Source organism: Pseudonocardia sp. CA-142604, from assembly GCF_050948475.1.
In the GTDB taxonomy this organism is placed as follows: Bacteria; Actinomycetota; Actinomycetes; order Mycobacteriales; family Pseudonocardiaceae; genus Pseudonocardia; species Pseudonocardia alaniniphila.
The window spans coordinates 2,043,710-2,061,582 of the sequence record NZ_CP192045.1 but is presented as its reverse complement, the minus strand read 5'-3'; the positions used below and the strand labels follow the sequence as shown (position 1 = coordinate 2,061,582).

General features: G+C 71.8%; 16 protein-coding genes. 10 read left to right on the top strand and 6 right to left on the bottom strand.

Going from position 1 to position 17,873, the window contains the following annotated elements; translation table 11 throughout:
- Window positions 1–8: 8 nt before the first annotated feature.
- The gene (locus ACQPZQ_RS09330) at window positions 9–1,238 is read right to left on the bottom strand and encodes an MFS transporter (protein ID WP_433294094.1); all 1,230 of its coding nucleotides are present in this window, start codon (window positions 1,236–1,238) and stop codon (window positions 9–11) included.
- Between the two features lie 76 nt (window positions 1,239–1,314).
- A complete protein-coding gene (locus ACQPZQ_RS09325; protein WP_433294092.1) occupies window positions 1,315–3,444 on the bottom strand; it encodes a malate synthase G in 2,130 nt (709 codons plus the stop codon).
- Between the two features lie 315 nt (window positions 3,445–3,759).
- Here ACQPZQ_RS09325 and ACQPZQ_RS09320 point away from each other — a divergent pair, with 315 nt between their 5' ends.
- The 6 genes from ACQPZQ_RS09320 (at window position 3,760) to ACQPZQ_RS09295 (ending at window position 10,363) form a co-directional block, all read left to right on the top strand.
- A complete protein-coding gene (locus ACQPZQ_RS09320) occupies window positions 3,760–3,912 on the top strand; it encodes a hypothetical protein (RefSeq protein WP_433294090.1) in 153 nt (50 codons plus the stop codon).
- A 43-nt stretch (window positions 3,913–3,955) separates the two neighbouring features.
- Window positions 3,956–5,410, top strand: coding sequence for an FAD-linked oxidase C-terminal domain-containing protein (locus ACQPZQ_RS09315; RefSeq protein ID WP_433294088.1), 1,455 nt, complete (start codon window positions 3,956–3,958; stop codon window positions 5,408–5,410).
- 43 nt (window positions 5,411–5,453) lie between these two features.
- On the top strand, window positions 5,454–6,632 hold the full coding sequence (locus ACQPZQ_RS09310) for an FAD-binding oxidoreductase (RefSeq protein ID WP_433294086.1): 1,179 nt from the start codon (window positions 5,454–5,456) through the stop codon (window positions 6,630–6,632).
- Entirely contained in the window at window positions 6,629–7,978 is a 1,350-nt protein-coding gene (locus tag ACQPZQ_RS09305; protein ID WP_433294084.1) for a (Fe-S)-binding protein, read from the top strand. Before ACQPZQ_RS09310 ends, ACQPZQ_RS09305 begins: the two co-directional genes overlap by 4 nt.
- A 56-nt stretch (window positions 7,979–8,034) precedes the next feature.
- A complete protein-coding gene (locus ACQPZQ_RS09300; RefSeq protein ID WP_433294082.1) occupies window positions 8,035–8,595 on the top strand; it encodes a DinB family protein in 561 nt (186 codons plus the stop codon).
- A 139-nt stretch (window positions 8,596–8,734) separates the two neighbouring features.
- The gene (locus tag ACQPZQ_RS09295) at window positions 8,735–10,363 is read left to right on the top strand and encodes an L-lactate permease (protein ID WP_433294080.1); all 1,629 of its coding nucleotides are present in this window, start codon (window positions 8,735–8,737) and stop codon (window positions 10,361–10,363) included.
- Between the two features lie 48 nt (window positions 10,364–10,411).
- Here the strand turns inward: ACQPZQ_RS09295 and ACQPZQ_RS09290 are convergent, their stop codons facing one another.
- The 3 genes from ACQPZQ_RS09290 to ACQPZQ_RS09280 form a co-directional block, all read right to left on the bottom strand.
- Window positions 10,412–12,067: an acyl-CoA dehydrogenase family protein gene (locus ACQPZQ_RS09290; RefSeq protein ID WP_433294078.1), complete on the bottom strand. Its 1,656-nt coding sequence runs from the start codon at window positions 12,065–12,067 to the stop codon at window positions 10,412–10,414.
- A gap of 20 nt (window positions 12,068–12,087) precedes the next feature.
- The gene (locus ACQPZQ_RS09285; protein ID WP_433294075.1) at window positions 12,088–12,699 is read right to left on the bottom strand and encodes a TetR/AcrR family transcriptional regulator; all 612 of its coding nucleotides are present in this window, start codon (window positions 12,697–12,699) and stop codon (window positions 12,088–12,090) included.
- Window positions 12,700–12,832: 133 nt separating this feature from the next.
- Window positions 12,833–13,819 carry a thiamine-phosphate kinase gene (locus ACQPZQ_RS09280; RefSeq protein WP_433294073.1) on the bottom strand — a complete coding sequence of 329 codons (987 nt, stop codon included), beginning with the start codon at window positions 13,817–13,819 and terminating at the stop codon, window positions 12,833–12,835.
- A gap of 74 nt (window positions 13,820–13,893) precedes the next feature.
- Here ACQPZQ_RS09280 and ACQPZQ_RS09275 point away from each other — a divergent pair, with 74 nt between their 5' ends.
- From ACQPZQ_RS09275 to ACQPZQ_RS09260, 4 genes are read left to right on the top strand one after another with little or no spacing between them, the layout of a single operon-like run.
- Window positions 13,894–14,133 (top strand): Lrp/AsnC ligand binding domain-containing protein, encoded by a 240-nt coding sequence (locus ACQPZQ_RS09275; protein WP_241041353.1) that lies wholly within the window; start codon window positions 13,894–13,896, stop codon window positions 14,131–14,133.
- Window positions 14,134–14,136: 3 nt separating this feature from the next.
- The gene (locus ACQPZQ_RS09270; RefSeq protein ID WP_241041354.1) at window positions 14,137–14,709 is read left to right on the top strand and encodes a DUF3515 domain-containing protein; all 573 of its coding nucleotides are present in this window, start codon (window positions 14,137–14,139) and stop codon (window positions 14,707–14,709) included.
- A gap of 34 nt (window positions 14,710–14,743) precedes the next feature.
- Window positions 14,744–15,436, top strand: coding sequence for a metal-dependent transcriptional regulator (locus ACQPZQ_RS09265; protein ID WP_433294071.1), 693 nt, complete (start codon window positions 14,744–14,746; stop codon window positions 15,434–15,436).
- Window positions 15,433–16,695: an Nramp family divalent metal transporter gene (locus ACQPZQ_RS09260; protein WP_433294069.1), complete on the top strand. Its 1,263-nt coding sequence runs from the start codon at window positions 15,433–15,435 to the stop codon at window positions 16,693–16,695. Before ACQPZQ_RS09265 ends, ACQPZQ_RS09260 begins: the two co-directional genes overlap by 4 nt.
- A gap of 1 nt (window position 16,696) precedes the next feature.
- On the opposite strand, the gene ACQPZQ_RS09255 is transcribed toward ACQPZQ_RS09260, so the two are convergent.
- Window positions 16,697–17,809, bottom strand: a complete 1,113-nt coding sequence (locus tag ACQPZQ_RS09255) for a D-alanine--D-alanine ligase family protein (protein WP_433294067.1) — start codon at window positions 17,807–17,809, stop codon at window positions 16,697–16,699.
- Window positions 17,810–17,873: the final 64 nt, after the last annotated feature.

The following is a 17,873-nucleotide window of genomic DNA, read 5'->3' as shown; positions in this document are numbered from 1 at the left end:
GCCCAAGCCTACGAGCACCCACCCGCCGCGCCGCGCGCCCGCCGGGGCTCCGGGAGGCCGGCCTGCGCAGGCAGGCGGCCGCTGCGCAGCACCACCGCGAGGCTGACGAGCGCGAGCACGGCGGGTCCGAGCAGCAGTTCGGGGTAGCCGGCCTGCGGGGTCAGTGCCGCGAGCACCACCGGGAACAAGAACCCGACGTAGGTGATCGTGTAGTACACGGCCGTGAGCGCGCCGAGATGCTCGGGAGCGGCCATCCGTTGCACCTCCAGCAGACCCGCCACCAGGCACAGGCCGTAGGCCGCTCCCAGCACCGCCGACGCCACCACGGCGAGGACCACGGACCCGAGTGCCGCGGATCCCGCGGCGAGCAGGACGCCGGCGACCGTCGCGGCGAGCCCCACGCGCGCGGTGAGCGCAGACGAGCGACGGTCGAGCCGCCGTGCCCACGGCTGCACCGCCACCCCCGCCCCGAGGGTGACGACGGTGACCAGCGTGGCGAAGACCAGACCGAGACCTCCGGTCGCGTGCGCCAGAGCGGCCGGCTGCACGGCGAAGGAGATCGACGGAGCCCCGAACACCCACGGCGCCATCGGCGCGACGACCCACCGGAACCGGGTGGGAAGGGCCACCCGCAGCCGGATCCGCTGCCGTGGTGCGGTCGTCACGCGCGTCTCGGGCACGCCCAGCACCGCGACGATGGCCGCCAGCGTGATCACGATGTGCACGAGGTAGGGCAGCTCCATCGGTAGCGGCGCCCACTGCGCCAGCAGCCCGGCGACGAGCGGGCCACCGCCGAACCCCGCCGAGAGGGCCAGGGCCGCCCGGCGCGCACCCGCTCCGGCGTCGGCATCCGGGTCCCACGGCGGCTGGGAGAGCTCCTTCACCCATGTCGTGCCCACGGCCATCGCCACGCCGGTGACAGCCCCGAACAGGAACCGTCCGGCGAAGAGCGCGGGCTCCGACACGCCGGGTACACCGCCCAGTGCGAGCACCGCGCTCGCCGGCACCGACACGACCAGTGCGGGCAGCAGGACCCACCGGCGGCCCCGGACGTCCGACGCGGGACCACCGAGCAGCAGTCCCGGCGCGAGACCCAGGATGTAGACGGCGAAGAAGGCGGCCACCGTCACGGCCGAGAAGTGGCCCTGCTCGCGGTAGAGCACCATCAACGGGCTGAACTGGTTGGCACCGTAAGCGATCACGAACAGCACGGCCACAACGCGAACCCACGCCCGCACCTGCGCTCCTCACCGCCGCGCGAGAGCGCGGATACGGCCGGAGGGGGGCGGCCGTATCCGCGCAGGACTTGGAGCGTCAGCCGGCCTTGGCCGCCTGACGCCACTTCGTGAGCGCCCGCTCCGTATAGCCGCCCGGCTCCTCGCGGCCGGTGAAGACCAGCTCGAGCGCCGCCTGGAACGACGGGCTGCTCTCGAGGTCCTTCGCCATCGGCTCGTAGCCGGGCTCGTTCGCGTTCTGCTCGTCCACCAGGGCCGCCATGCGGGCGAACGTCTCGCGCACCTGCGTCTCGTCGGTCAGGCCGTGGTGCAGCCAGTTGGCGATGAGCTGGCTGGAGATCCGCAGCGTGGCGCGGTCCTCCATGAGCCCGACGCCCGCGAGGTCGGGCACCGTGGAGCAGCCGATGCCCAGCCCGACCCAGCGCACGACGTAACCGAGGATGGACTGCGCGTTGGTCTCCAGCTCGTGACGCTTCTCGTCGTCGGTGAGCTCACCGGGCAGGAGGGGCACCCGCAGCAGCTCACGCCGGTCGGTCGTGCGCCCCGCGAGCTCGCGCTGCCTGGCGGCGACATCGGTGCGCAGGTAGTGCAGCGCGTGCAGCGTGGCGGCCGTGGGCGACGGCACCCAGGCGGTGTTCGCACCGGCCTCCGGCTGCGCGCCCTTCGTGTCGAGCATCTCGCGCATGGCGGCGGGCTTGGCCCACATGCCCTTGCCGACCTGCGCCTGTCCGCGGAAGCCCGCGCGCAGCGCGACGTCGACGTTGCGGTCCTCGTAGGCGATCAGCCAGGGCGTGCTCTTCATGTCGTTCTTGCGCACGACCGGGCCGGCCTCGAGGTCGGTGTGGATCTCGTCGCCGGTGCGGTCGAGGAACCCGGTGTTCACGAAGATCGTGCGGTCCGGGGCCTGGGCGATGCAGTTCTCGAGGTTGAGCGACGTGCGCTTCTCCTCGTCCATGATCCCGATCTTGCACGTGGCCGGCTCCAGGCCGAGCGCCTCTTCCACCGCGGCGAAGAGCTCCACGGTGAGCGCCACCTCGTCGGGCCCGTGCTGCTTGGGCTTGACGATGTAGACGCTGCCGGCGCGGGAGTTGGAGAACCGCCCGAGCCCGCGCAGGTCGTGCAGTGCCGCGACGGCCGAGACCATCGCGTCGAGCACGCCTTCGCCGATCGGCTCGCCGTCGGCGGTGCGGACCGCGTCGGTGGTCATGTGGTGCCCGACGTTGCGTACGAGCAGCACGGATCGTCCGGGCAGCGTCAGCTCGGAGCCGTCGGGCGCGGTGTAGTGGCGGTCGCCGTTGACCTTGCGCTCGATCGTCTCGCCGCCCTTCTCGAACGTCGCGGTGAGCGCGCCGGTCATCAGGCCGAGCCAGGTGCGGTAGGCGCCCACCTTGTCCGGCCCGTCGACCGTGGCCACCGAGTCCTCGAAGTCGACGATCGTGGTGACCGCCGCCTCGAGCGCGACGTCGGCCACATCCGCGTGGTGCTGGCGCCCGACGCGGTGCGCGGGGTCGATCGTGAGCTCGACGTGCAGCCCGTTGCGGCGCAGCAGAACAGCCTGCACGGCGCCGTCGGCTCCGGCACGGTGCCCCGCGAACTGGCCGGGGTCGGCCAGGCCCGTGCTCCCGCCCGTCGTCTCCACGACGAGCGCACCGTCCTGCACGCGGTAGGCGGTGGCGTCGGCGTGGCTGCCCGACCGGAGCGGGAAGAGCTCGTCGAGCAGCTTGTCGGCCTCGGCGATCACCTGGGCGCCGCGGCGCTCGTCGTAGCCGGGTTCGAGCTCGTGGTCCGGCGGAAGGACGTCGGTGCCGTACAGCGCGTCGAAGAGCGAACCCCACCGGGCGTTGGCGGCGTTCAGCGCGTACCGCGGCACGGTGGCGGGGACCACCAGCTGCGGACCGGCGATCTCGGCGATCTCCGGGTCGACCCGGGAGACGTTCACCTGCGGCGACTCCGGCGGGAGCAGGTAACCGATCTCGGTGAGAAAGGCCTCCAGCGCCTCGACGTCGCCCGCCCCGTTCTCCCGGTGCCAGGCGTCGATCCGCTCCTGCAGCTCGTCGCGACGGGCGAGCAGTTCGGCGGTCCGGCCGGCGAACCGCTCTTGCAGGGCGGCGCAGGTGGACCAGAACCAGGTGGGATCGAGGTCCAGGCCGGGTAGGAGCTCTTCGGCCACGAATGCGCGCAGCACGGGGTCGACCTGCAGATCCGTCACTTCTCCACCATCCGCTCGTCGTTCGGCAGGGCCGCCGTCCGGCGGTTACCCGAACGCGACCCGTCCCCGAACATTCTTCTACCAGACGGACTGTGGTTTCCGCATTGCGGAAGATGGGGTTAGGGAGCAATCACGCTCGTGGATGCGGGCACGGGGGCTGCCGCAGCGGGACCGACCGCGCCGGTGAGGGCAAGCAGCAGCGCCAGCGCTGCCGCGACGACAAGGGACAGCTGCAGCGTCCGACGGGGACCCAACGCTCTCAGCCTCCTGAGGGCTCGAATCAGCGACGACAAAGCGATCATTCGCCCGGGCGGTGTGACGAGCTCCTGGGGCGAGCACGCCACGCACCCGGTGCGTAAGCGGGTCGTACCGTACGCGGGCACCCAGATCCCCCACACAGCGGCCGTACCGCCGGGGAAGCAGGAGATGCGCAACGCAAGGTCCACGATCTACCCGGCACAGACGTAGGCTCATCCGGGCAACGATGCGCACGAGGTGGAAAGGGTGACCAGTGGCGCTGGACGGCGGAGTACGGCAGGCGTTCGAGCTGGCGCTCGGCCCTGCCGACGTGATCAGCGACCCGGTGCAGTGCCGGGCCTACGAGTGCGACGGCCTCACCGGCTACCGGGTCGTGCCGGAGATGGTCCTGCTGCCCCGCAACGCGGCGCAGGTGGCCGCGGCGGTGCGGGTGTGCGCCGAGCACCGGGTGCCGTTCGTGGCACGCGGGGCCGGCACCGGGCTCTCCGGTGGGGCGCTGCCGGTGGCCGACGGTGTGGTGATCAGCCTGGCCCGGCTCAAGCGGGTGCTGGAGGTCGACCCGGTGAACCGGCGCGCCGTCGTCGAACCGGGCGTCACCAACCTGGAGATCACGGCTGCCGCGGCACCGCACGGGCTGTACTACGCCCCCGACCCGTCGAGCCAGCAGGTCTGCACGATCGGCGGCAATGTCGCTGAGAACTCCGGAGGCGCCCACTGCCTCAAGTACGGATTCACCACCAATCACGTTCTGTCCTTCGAGACCGTCCTTCCCGACGGTTCGGTCGTCACGCTGGGCGCCGACACCGGTGAGCAGGCCGGCCCCGACCTGCGTGGGGTGTTCCTCGGCTCGGAGGGCACGCTCGGGATCACCACGAAGATCGTGGTCCGGCTGCTGCGCACGCCGGAGTCGGTGCGCACGCTGCTCGCCGACTTCCCGTCGGTCGCCGCCGCCGGCGACGTCGTCTCCGACATCGTGGCGGCGGGGATCGTGCCCGCGGCCGTGGAGATGATGGACACCCTGGCCATCGAGGCAGCGGAGGAGGCGGTGCACGCGGGCTACACGGTCGGCGTGCCCGCGGCGCTCGTCGTCGAGCTGGACGGGCCGGTCGAGGAGTGCGACATCCAGTTCGAGCAGGTCAAGGAGATCTGCGACCGCCACGGCTGCACCCGCCTGCACATCGCGGGCTCTCCGGAGGAGCGCGCGGCGATCTGGCGGGGACGCAAGGCCGCCTTCGCCGCGGTCGGCCGGATCTCGCCCGACTACTTCGTGCAGGACGGCGTGGTGCCGCGCACCCGGCTCGCCGAAGTGCTCGACCGGATCGCGAAGATGGGCGCCGAGGCCGGCATCCGCGTCGCCAACGTGTTCCACGCCGGCGACGGCAACCTCCACCCGCTGGTGCTCTACAGCGCCGACGCCGGGGAGACCGAGCGCGCCGAGAAGCTGTCCGGCGAGATCGCCGAGCTCTGCGTGGAGCTCGGGGGCTCCCTGTCGGGCGAGCACGGCATCGGCACCGACAAGGCGTGCTCGATGCCGAAGATGTTCTCCCGCGACGATCTCGCCGTCATGGCGCGGGTACGCACGGCCTTCGACCCGCAGGGGATCTGCAACCCCGGCAAGGTGCTGCCGACGCCTCGCCTCTGCGGGGAACGGCCAGGGAAGTACAAGCCCCATCCGCTGGAGGAGTCGGGAGTGATCGAGCGCCTGTGATCGAGTTCGCGAGTTCGCCGTCAGGCGCGTGTGAGGAGTCACGGTGACGACGTCAACCACGCTGCGCCCGGACGATCTACGGTCCCTCCGCGACGCCCTGCTCGACACGGCGGGCACCGTCGCGATCGCCGGTGCCGGCACGGCCGCCGGCTGGGCGGGACGGCTCGAACCGGTCGACGCGGTGCTCGACACCACCGGCCTGTCCGGTGTGATCACCCACAACCCCGGTGACATGACGGTCTCCGTGCGTGCGGGCACCCCGCTGCGCACGCTCGTCGGTGAACTGGCGCCGCACGGGCAGCACGTCTCGTTCGACGCCGCGCGCGTCGCCGACGGGGCCACCGTGGGCGGCCTGATCGCCACCGGGGACGCCGGCCCGGCCGGGCTGGTCTTCGGATCGCTGCGCGACCTGGTCATCGGCGTCACCGTCGTGCTGTCCGACGGCACGGTCGCCCGCAGCGGTGGCCACGTGATCAAGAACGTGGCCGGGTACGACCTGGCGAAGCTGCTGCACGGCTCCTACGGCACGCTCGGGGTGATCGCCGAGGTCGTGCTGCGGCTGCATCCCGTCCCGAAGCGCACGGCCACGCTACTGGCCGACTGTTCGCTCGCCGATGCCGCCGAACTCGCCGGGCGCGTGCTCGGCGGTCCGTACGAGCCTGCGGCATTGGAGTGGGTGTCCAATGACGCGCGAGGGGACGGCGGCCTGCTCCTGCGCATCGAGGGCACGGAGGATGCGGTGTCGGCCCGGCTGCAGCGGCTGCGCGAGGTGCTGGGGTTCAGCGCGCGAGTGGTGGCCGACAGCTCGCCCCACGCGGCATGCAACGAGGGCGACAATCTGTGGACCCGCCACGCCGAGCTGGTGCGGGGCACCCCTGATCGCGCGGTGCTGCGGGTGGGCGTCACACCGAGCAGGTTGCCCGGGCTGCTCACCGATCTGCCGCCCGGCACCGTCACCGCCGGGCTGGGCACCGGGGTCGCCACGGTCACGATGGCCCCCGACTCCGTCGCCGACGCCCACGCACTCGTGCACGCCGCCGGGGGCACGTCCGTGCTGCGGGCCCGCCCGGCCGGATCGAACGCCCCGGCGTGGGGGCCACCGCCGTCCGCTGTCGCGGTGCTCAGGGCACTGAAAGCCGAGCTGGATCCTCGCGGCCGGTTCGGCCCCGGCCGGTTCGCCCCCTGGCCCGTGACTGGAAACGATGGGAAGGACGCCCGGTGACCACTCCCGCCGGATCCGCCGAGACCAACCTGCCCCGCACGGGGCCGTCCGGCTTCGACGACCGCCGCCCGCCGGAGCGGGAGCTGCTCGACGACTGCGTGCACTGCGGCTTCTGCCTGCCCACCTGCCCCACCTACCAGCTGTGGGGCGAGGAGATGGACTCCCCGCGCGGCCGCATCTACCTGATGGATCTCGTGGAGAAGGGCGAGATCGGGCTGTCCGGTCCCGTCACCGAGCACATCGACCGGTGCCTGGGCTGCATGGCGTGCGTCACGGCGTGCCCGTCCGGGGTGCAGTACGACCGGCTGCTCGAGTCGGTGCGCCCGCAGATCGAGCGCAACGTCGAACGGGAGACGTCCGACCGGCTCTTCCGCAACGCGATCTTCGCGCTCTTCCCCTACAAGCGCAGGCTGCGCGCCGCAGCCCTGCCCGGAGCGCTGTACCAGAAGATGCGCAAGGTCCCGGCCATCGCGAAGCTCGCGGAGAAGCTGCCGGGCCGATTCGCCGCGATGGAGTCGCTGCTGCCGCCGGTGTCGGTGCGCGAAGCGTTCGCCAAGCTGCCCGCGTACACGCCTGCCGTCGGCGAGCGCCGGGCACGGGTGGCACTGCTGTCGGGCTGCGTGCAGGACGTCTTCTTCCACCGCGTCAACGAGGCCACCGTCCGCGTGCTCGCCGCCGAGGGCTGCGACGTGCTGGTGCCCGCGGGGCAGGGCTGCTGCGGCGCGCTGGAGCTGCACGCGGGCCGGGAGGACAGCGCCCTCGCCCGGGCCAGGCGGGAGATCGCCATCTACGAGAGGCTCGACGTCGACCACGTGGTCACCAACGTCGCGGGCTGCGGTTCGTCGATGAAGGAGTACGGCCACCTGCTCTCCGACGACCCGGAGTGGGCCGAGCGCGCGGCGGCGTTCAGCGCGCGGGTGCGTGACGTCCACGAGGTGCTCGCCGACCTGGAGCCACGGGCGCCCCGCCACCCGTTCCGCGGCCGCGTGGCGTACCACGACGCCTGCCACCTCGGGCACGCCCAGAAGGTGCGGGCCCAGCCCCGTGCGGTGCTGCGCTCGATCCCGGAGCTCCAACTGGTGGACCTGCCCGAGGCCGAGCTCTGCTGCGGCTCCGCCGGGATCTACAACATGGTGATGCCGGAAGCCGCCGGGGACCTCGGGGCCCGCAAGGCGGCCAACGTGCGCTCCGTGGAGCCCGACGTGATCGTCACCGCCAACCCCGGCTGCCTGCTCCAGATCGGCAAGCACCTGAACGCCGGCGACAGCACCGACCCCATCCCCCTGCTGCACCCGGTACAGCTGCTGGACGCCTCGATCCGAGGGATACCGGTCCCCCGCAGCTGAACAACCACGCTCCGACGCTTCGGCGTTTTGTCGGGGTTTCTCCATATCGTCTGCGCATGGGCATCGACTGGACCACCCAGCTCGTCGAGCAGCTGGATTGGCAGTGGCAGGGGCATGTACGGCCGCGGCTGCGCGGGCTCACCGACGAGGAGTATTTCTGGGAACCCGCTCCGGATTCCTGGAGCCTGCGTCCGCGCGGCACGTCGAGCGCGCCGGTGCAGGCAGGAAGCGGTGAGTTCACCCTCGAGTTCGCGTTTCCCGAGCCCGTGCCGCCGCCGGTCACCACCATCGCGTGGCGGCTCGCGCACATCATCGTCGGGGTCTTCGGGGCGCGGGCCGGGTCGCATTTCGGGGCACCGAAGCTCGACTACGACAGCTTCGTCTACGCCGCCACGGCCGACGAGGCGCTGCGCCAGCTCGACGAGACGTACGCCGCCTGGATCACGGGCGTGCGCGGCCTCGACGCGGAGGCGTTGGAGCGCGCGGTCGGGCCGGCCGAGGGACCGTACGCCGAGCACCCGATGGCCACTCTGGTGCTCCACATCAACCGGGAGGCGATCCACCACTCCGCGGAGATCCTTTTATTGCGCGATCTGTATCGGACAAAAGGGATCTAACGGGTGATCAGATCAAAGCTATTACGCCGAATGGGGTACCTCGCTGTGCTGAATTAGAAGCGGAGACGCACACTGCGCCACCATGTGGCCCACCGTTGCGCTGATATCGCCGTCTTCCCCATCCCCAACAGCTGCCATCGTGCTGGCCGCCTATGAACAGAACCCGGAGGCCGTCGGGGGCTCCCTCGGACTCTCGGCGCTCGTCTCGGTGGTGCCACTCGCCGTCGTGCTCGTGATGCTGGGAGTGTTGCGGATCCGGGCGCCGTGGGCGGCGCTGTCCGGGCTCGCCGCGGCGTTGGTGGTGGCGATTCTGGGCTTCGCCATGCCGTTCGGGATGGCCCTGTCGGCCGCAGCGCACGGAGCCTTCTACGGGCTCTTCCCGATCCTCTGGATCGTGGTGAACGCCCTCTGGGTGTTCAACATGACCGTGGCCACCGGCCACTTCGACGTGCTGCGCCGCAGCTTCGGCGCGCTCTCGATCGACGAGCGCACGCAGGCGATCCTGGTCGCGTTCTGCTTCGGCGGGTTGCTGGAGGCCCTCGCGGGCTTCGGCGCACCGGTCGCGATCACCTCGGTGATGCTCGTGGCGCTCGGGTTCAAGCCGATGAAGGCGGCGGTGGTCGCACTGGTGGCCAACACGGCGCCTGTCGCGTTCGGGGCGATGGGTGTCCCGGTGATCACGCTCGCGAAGGTCACCGGCCTGCCGCTCGAGCAGGTCGCGTCCATGGTCGGGCGCCAGACGCCGCTGCTCGCGCTGTTCGTCCCGCTCGTGCTGGTGTTCCTCGTCGACGGCAAGCGCGGCGTCCGGGAGGCGTGGCTGCCTGCCGTCGTATGCGGTGTGGTGTTCGCCATCGGACAGTTCGTGACGTCGAACTTCATCTCCGTCGAGCTCACCGACATCGTCGCGTCGCTGCTCGGCGCGGTCGCGGTGTTCCTGCTGGCGCGGGCGCAGCCGCACGCGGTCTGGGCCGCCCGCCGGCCCGCCGTGGCCGCCGCAGGGGGTCCCGGCACCGCCACCCAGCCCGACTCACCCGCCGAGGTGCGCAAGGCCTACGCGCCGTACGTGATCATCGTGGTGGTCTTCGCGCTGGCCCAGCTTCCGGGCCTCAAGCCTGCGCTCGACTCCCTGAAGCTCGCCTTCCATTGGCCGTTCCTCGACGTCATCGGCACCGACGGCAAGCCGCACAGCACGACCTCGTTCTCGCTGACCTGGCTGACCACCGCAGGGTCGCTCATGGTGATCGCGGGCATCATCGTCGCCCTGATCCTGGGCGTCGGGGCGTGGCGGGCGCTGGCCATCTGGGGGCGCACCGTGGCCGAGCTGCGATGGGCCATCCTCACCGTTGCGGCGGTGCTGGCACTGGCCTACGTCATGAACGCCTCGGCTCAGACCACCGCGATCGGGCTGTTCGTGGCGGGTGCCGGCGCCGCTCTCGCGTTCGTGTCGCCCGTGCTCGGATGGCTCGGTGTGGCCGTGACGGGTTCCGACACCTCCGCCAACGCGCTGTTCGGCTCGCTGCAGGTCACCGCCGCTCAGGGCGCTGGGCTGCCGCCCGAACTGCTGGCCGCCGCCAACTCCTCCGGCGGTGTGCTCGGCAAGATGCTCTCGCCGCAGAACCTCACGATCGCCGCGGTCGCGGTGAGGCTGGAAGGCCAGGAGGGCGTGATCCTGCGCAAGGTGGTCGGCTGGAGCCTCGGGATGTTGCTCGTGCTGGCGGTGCTCATCACGCTGCAGGCCACCCCGGTGCTGGGCTGGATGCTGCCGTGACGACCGGGAGGGCTCTCGTCGCCGTGACGAGAGCCCTCCCGGCGGGCACTATGCGGCCTTGAGCAGGGCCCGTTCGATCAGCGGCCCCACATCGGCTCCCGCGGGGAGGGCGCCGAACGTGTGGCCCCGGTCGCCGGCCAGGCGGGACGCACAGAAGCCGTCGGCCACCGCGGGATGACCGTGGCGCAGGAGCAACGACGCCTGCAGCGTGAGGGCCATCTGCTCCGCCAGGCGCCGCGCCCCGAACTGGACGGCCGGATCCCCCGGCCCGGCCGCCTGCGCTGCCGCGAGCTCGGAACGCAGACGTGCGACGGCGGAGTCGTAGTGGCGGTCGGCGCCGAGAGCGGCGTCGAGCTCCCCCACGAACGCCACGACCGATTCGGGCTCGCGGTGCAGCGCTCGCAGGACGTCGAGCGCGATGACGTTGCCCGAGCCCTCCCAGACCGAGTTCAGCGGCGCCTCCCGGTACAGGCGCGGGATCCCCGAGTCCTCGACGTACCCGTTGCCGCCCAAGCACTCCAGCGCCTCTCCCGCATGGGCCGGTGTGCGCTTGCAGACCCAGTACTCGCCGACGGCCCCCGCGATCCGCCGAAACGCCGCCTCGTTGTCGTCGCCACGGACGGCACGGTCGGTGGCGCCGGCGATCCGCATCACCAGCGCGGTGGCGGCCTCGCTCTCCAGCGCCAGGTCGGCCAGCACGTTGCGCATCAACGGCTGGTCGTGGAGGTAGGCGCCGAACGCCTTGCGGTGCGTGGCGTGACGCACGGCCGCCACCGTGGCCGCCCGCATCCCGGCCGCGCTCCAGACGGTGACGGCCAGGCGTGAGTTGTCGACCATCTCCAGGATCAGCCGCAGCCCGTCGCCCTCCTCTCCGACCAGCCAGGCCACGGCGTCGTCGTACTCGAGCTCAGCCGAGGCGTTCGACCGGTTCCCCAGCTTGTCCTTGAGCCGCTGCAGGTACATCCGGTTGCGGCTGCCGTCGGGCAGGATCCGGGGCAGCAGGAAGCAGGACATGCCGCCGGGCGCCTGGGCGAGCACCAGGAACACGTCGCACATCGGTGCCGAGGTGAACCACTTGTGCCCGGTCAAGCGGTAGGTGCCGTCGGCTGCGGGCACCGCCCGTGTGGTGTTGGTGCGGACATCCGAGCCGCCCTGCTTCTCCGTCATCGACATCCCGGCGAGCAGTCCCTGCTTCTGCGCAGGCGGGCGCGATCCCGGCTCGTACGTCCGCGCCGCGAGCAACGGCTCGTAGACGGCGGCAAGGTCCGGGGCGTGCCGCAAGGTCGGCACCGCGGCGTAGGTCATCCCGACCGGACACATGTGCCCGGCCTCGACCTGCGTCCAGGCGAGACTGGTGGCCGCGTGGGCGGCGTGCGCGCCGGGCCGGTCGTCCTGCCACGGGCCGGCGGTCAGGCCCAGCCGGACGGCCGTGCCCAGCAGTTCGTGCCATGCCGGGTGGAACTCGACCTCGTCGATCCGATGTCCGACGCGGTCGTGCGTGCGCAGCACCGGCGGGTACTCGTTCGCGAGCCGGCCCCATTCCCGGGCCTGCTCGCTCCCGGCGAGCCTGCCGGCCGCGTGGACCTCCGCCTCGGCCCAGCCCGCGCCCTCCCGGTGCAGCGCTTCCAACAGCGCGGGGTCGGCGGCCGTGTCGACGTCTCCCAGCGGTGGCACCTGGTTGGCGACCTCGTGCGTAGGTGGCATGTCGGGGGCACCTCCGGAGATCAGGAATCGGGTCGGGCGGGGCCGGTGGTGAGGAGTCCGCGGACGATGTCCGCCCAGTGGTCGATCAGGGGCTCCTCGTCCCTGACCCGCTCTTGCAGCGACGCGCTGATCGCGAGCCCGCGCATCAGCTGGACGGTCAGGTCGACGACGATCGGATAGCGGGGCCGGGCGGCGATCTCGGGACCGAAGATCGCGTCGATCACGGCGTGCAGTTCAGCGAGAGCGCCACGCTCGGCAGAGCGCAACGCCGTACGCAGCCGCTCGTCGGTGCGCGCGGCGCCCCACAGCTCGAGCTCCGCGCCGAACGACGGCCGCCTGCTCGCGCGTCGCAGCACCCACACGCCGCGCGCCACCGGGTCGGTGTCGGGCGGGGCGGCCGCTAGCTCTTCCCACAAGGCCTCGAGATGGAACTCCACCAGCCGGTGGACGGCCGCGGTGAACAGCTGTTCCTTGGTGGGGAAGTGGTGCAGGAGCGCACCGCGGCTGAGGCCGGCTCGGCGCTGCACCTCCACCGTGGTCGTCGCGGCGAAGCCGGACTCCACCAGCGACTCCACCGCAACGTCGACGATCCTTCGATAGGTCGCCGCACGCTGGTGATCGCGTGTGGTCATGAGCACCTCCAACCCGTTTTCACCGTCAGAGCTGACGGTGAAAACCTAGCACCGGGTCCACTCACGACGCCCCGGCACGTGCCCACCGTCACGCCGCCGGGCGCACACAGCCGACGCCCGCAGCCATGCCCCCTCAGCGGGTGAAGTGGTCCCATCCGTTCTGGGGCCCTTCGTAGGGCCGCCCGTCCACCAGCACGGCGGGGTCACCCGCGCGGACCGTGCCGATCTCGGTCCAGCCCTCGGGGAGCGGACCGGAGAAGGTGGCCGCGAGCGCGTGGTCCTCGCCACCGGTGAGCACCCACTGCAGCGGGTCGACACCCAGCGCGGCACCGACATCCACCAGCCGGGCGGGCACGTCGAAGGCGCGGCTGCGCACGTCGAGCAGCACGCCCGACGCCCGTGCGACGTGGCCGAGATCGGCGATGAGCCCGTCCGAGATGTCGATCATCGATGTGGCGCCGGCCTTCGCCGCCTGCGGACCGGCAGCGTAGGGCGGGTCCGGCACGCGGTGCGCTCCGACCACCGCCACCGGCGATCGGAACCCGCGAGCCAGCACGGCGAGACCTGCCGCCGACCACCCGACCCGTCCGCAGATCGCCAGGACGTCGCCCGGCCGCGCCCCTGCGCGCGTGACCGGGGCCCGTCCCTCCAGTGTTCCGAGCGCGGTGACCGAGAGCACCAGCGTCGGTGACGAGGCCACGTCGCCACCGACCACCCCGACACCCACGATCCCCGCCTCCGTCCACAGGCCGTCCACCAGGGCCGTCAACGTCTCGACGGGCGTGTCCCGGCTGCACGCGAGCCCCACGAGCAACGCGGTGGGCACCGCTCCCATCGCCGCGATGTCGGCCAGGTTGGCGGCTGCCGCCTTGCGTCCGACCTGGTCGGGGGCGGACCAGTCGAGCCGGAAGTGCACGCCCTCGACCAGCACGTCGGTGCACGCAACGACGCGGTCGTCGGGCGCGGCCACCACCGCGGCGTCGTCGCCGGGACCGAGGAGCGTGCCTGCGGGCTGGGCGCGGCCGGCATTGAGCCGGGCGATGAGCCCGAACTCGCCGAGGGTCGAAAGTGTGTCTTCCGCCTCGGCGTCCCCGGTGGGGGGCGGGAACGATGTCGGCACAGCGGTACCTCCGGTACGTTCGGCTTCCGACTTTCCTACCCCGGAGAGCTCAACCGAAGTGGAAGGGGCACGCCGTGGTGCAGGCTTACATCCTGGTCCAGACGGAGGTCGGGAAGGCCGCTGCTGTCGCAGCGGAGATCTCCGGCATCACGGGCGTGCTGTCCGCGGAGGACGTCACCGGACCTTACGACGTGATCGTGCGCGCCCAGGCCAATGACGTCGACCTCCTGGGCCAGCTCGTGGTTGCCCAGGTCCAGGGCGTTGCAGGCATCACCCGCACCCTGACGTGCCCAGTGGTGCACCTAGCCTCCTGAGCCATGGCTCCCACCGTCCGTTCCCGGCCCTCGCTACCGGTCGTGATCGCGATCGCGCTGCCGCTGCTGCTCGCCGTGGCCGTGGCCGCGATCTCCATCACAGCGAGGGTTCGGGGGGTCGGTGAGCCCACACCCGCGCCCCCGCAGACCGGGCCCCTCGCGGTGGTGCCGGTGGACGCACCGGACGCGACAGGCCCGGACTGCACGAAGTTGCTGGCTGCGCTCCCGGCCGGCCTGTCCTCCGGCGACGGCACCCTGCCGACCCGCCAGCAGGCCGAGCCGGCGCAGCCCGGCGTGCACGCGTGGGCAGCGGCGCCCCAGCCCGTGGTGCTGCGCTGCGGCCTCCCGCGCCCGTCCGAGCTGAACCCGGCCTCGGCGCTCCTGGAGATCAACGGCGTGCAGTGGCTGCAGCTCTCCGACGACGCACCGAACCCCGAGGTCGTCACCTACGTCGCTGTGGACCGTCCGATCTACGTGGTGGTGACCGAACCGGTCGACTCCGGCAGCGGCCCCCTCCAGCAGCTGTCCGACGTGATCCGCGCAGAGCTGCCTGCGGTGCCCGTGAGAGTGCGCTAGCGAGAGTCGTTAGACGCGTCTACCATCGTTCTTCATGGTGACTATGTCGCGGGCCACCGAGGACTACCTCAAGGCGATATACCACCTCGCCCATCGCGAAGGCCCGGTCACCACCGGCCAGCTGGCCCACGAGCTGCACGTCTCGTCCCCGTCGGTCTCGTCCATGGTCAAGCGCCTGGAGGACGGCGAGCTGATCACCCGGCCGGACCATAGATCACTACAGCTCACCGCCAGCGGGGAACGCGCTGCGCTCCGCGTGGTGCGTCGCCACCGGCTGCTGGAGACCTTCCTCGCCCGCACGCTCGGCGTGCCGTGGGACGAGGTGCACGCAGAGGCCGAGCTGCTGGAGCACGCCCTGTCCGAGCGGCTCGAGGAGCGCATCGACGCCGCGCTCGGCCACCCCACCCACGACCCCCACGGCGACCCCATCCCGCCGCGTGACGGGCCGCACGAGGAGAACTGGGGCGCGGCGCTGTCCACCGTGCCGGCCGGTCGGCGGTTCCTCGTCGAACGCGTCTCCGACCGTGACAGTGCGGCGCTGCGCTACCTCGGCGACCTCGGGGTCGTGCCCGGCGCCGTCGTCGGCGTCGAGGAGCAGGCCCCGTTCGGAGGTCCGCGCTGGGTGCGGATCGGCGACGAGCGCCATCCCCTCGGCGACCCTCTCACGAGGCTGGTGCACGGCCACATCGTCGACGAGGCCCCCGGCGTCGAAGTGCCGCAGTCGTGACGGCCACACAGCCCGCCCCGTCCACCATCGAGGAACTGCGGGCCCGCGGCAGAGTCCGGGGCCGGCTCGCCTTCTTCGGCCCGGCGATCGTCGCCGCGATCGCCTACGTCGACCCCGGCAACTTCGCCACGAACTTCTCGGCAGGCGCCGAGTTCGGCTATCTGCTGCTGTGGGTGATCGTCGCCGCCAACCTGCTGGCGATGCTCATCCAGACGCTCTCGGCCAAGCTCGGGCTGGCCACCGGGCGCAACCTGCCGGAGATGTGCCGCGAGCGGTTCCCGCGGCCGGTGACCCGTGTGATGTGGGTGCAGGCCGAGCTCGTGGCCATCGCCACCGACCTGGCCGAGGTGATCGGTGGGGCGATCGCGCTGCACCTGCTGTTCGGGATCCCGCTGCTCACCGGCGGGGTGATCACCGGGATCGTCGCGTTCGCGCTGCTCGGCCTCCAAGGCCGCGGCTACCGCCCGTTCGAGCTGGCCATCGCGGGCCTCTTCGGCGTCATCCTGCTCGGGTTCCTCAGCACGGTGCTGCGCATCGGCGTCGACCCCAGCGCTGCCGCCGCCGGGCTCGTCCCCCGTTTCGAGGGCACCGACAGCCTGCTGCTGGCCACGGGGATCCTCGGGGCCACCGTGATGCCCCACGTCATCTACCTGCATTCCGCGCTCACCAACACCCGCATCCCGTCCACCACCGTGAGCGAACGGCGCTTCCTGCTCCGGTACCAGCAGATCGACGTCCTCATCGGCATGGGGCTGGCGGGGCTGGTCAACGCGTCGATGCTGGTGATCTCCGCGGCTCTGTTCTTCGGCACCGGCGTGCCGGACACCGATACCCTGGAGGGCGTCTACGCGGGCCTCGCCCGGGTGCTCGACCAGCCCGCCGCGTTCGCATTCGCACTGGCCCTGCTGGCCTCGGGCTTCGCCTCGTCCGGGGTGGGCACTTATGCGGGGCAGGTGGTGATGCAGGGGTTCATCCGGCGCCGGATCCCACTCCTGCTGCGCAGGCTCCTCACCCTCGCCCCCGCGCTCGTGGTGCTGGGCATCGGCGTGGATCCCACCCAGGCGCTGGTGCTCTCCCAGGTGGTGCTGTCGTTCGGCATCCCGTTCGCGCTGGTACCGCTCGTGCTGCTCACCCGCAATCGCGAGATCATGGCCGAGCTGGTCAACCGGCGGCTCACCACCGCGGTCGCCGGGCTCGCCGCGGCGGTGATCATCCTCCTGAACGGCTTCCTCATCTGGCGGACGATCGCCGGAGTCTGAGTCAGCGCAGGCCGGTGCCCCGCGCGAGCGCCGTCTCCACGAGCGTGGTGAGCAGCGTCGGGTAGTCGAGGCCGGTCACCGCCCACGCCCGCGGGAACATCGAGATCGGGGTGAACCCGGGCATGGTGTTCACCTCGTTCACGGTGACCTCGCCGTTCGGCCCGACGAAGAAGTCGACACGCGCCAGACCCTGGCCGTCGAGCGCCCGGAACGCGGCCACGGCCAGCTCCCGCAGCCGCTCGGACTCCGCGTCGCCCAACTTGGCGGGGATGTCGAACTCACAGACGTCGTCGAGGTACTTGGCCTCGAAGTCGTAGAACTCGGGGGTGGTGCCGCCCGCACCGGTGCCGACGATCCGGATCTCGGCGGGCACGCTCGCCCGCACCGTGCCGTCCGGGAACTCCAGGACGGCGACCTCGACCTCCCGTCCCACGATCGCGGCCTCCACCAGCACCTTCGGGTCGTGCTCGCGGGCCGTGGCGATCGCGTCGGGCAGGTCGGCCCAGTCGGTGACCCGCGTGATCCCCACCGACGACCCGGCCCTCGCGGGCTTCACGAACACCGGCAGTCCCAAGCGTTCGCGTTGCTCGGGCGTGAGGGTGTTGGTGCCGCGCCGGAGCACCACGAGATCGCCGATGGGCAGGCCGTCGGCCGCCAGCAGCTTCTTGGCGAACTCCTTGTCCATGCCGGCCGCGCTCGCGAGCACGCCCGCGCCGACGTAGGGCACCCCGGCCATCTCCAGCAGGCCCTGAATCGTGCCGTCCTCGCCGAACGGGCCGTGCAGCACCGGGAACACGACGTCGACCCCGGAGAAGACCTCACCTGCGCGGTCCTGGTCGAGGACGACGAGCCCACCGCGCGTCGGGTCGCCCGGCAGCGCCAGCGCGGTGCGCGACTCGTCGACGGACGGGAGCTCACGGCCCGAGATCACCAGCTCATGCGGGTCGTTCGTGCCTAGCACCCAGGCCCCGGACCTGGTGACGCCGACCGGCACGACCTCGAAGCGTTCGCGGTCGAGGTGCGAGAGCACCGACCCGGCGGAGATGCAGGAGATGGCGTGCTCGCTGCTGCGGCCGCCGAACACCACGGCCACCCGCACCTTGTCCCGGCTCATGACATCCGAGACTAGGCGGGCGGACCCGGTGGCACCGATCGGGGCCGCCCTCGATCAGGGGATC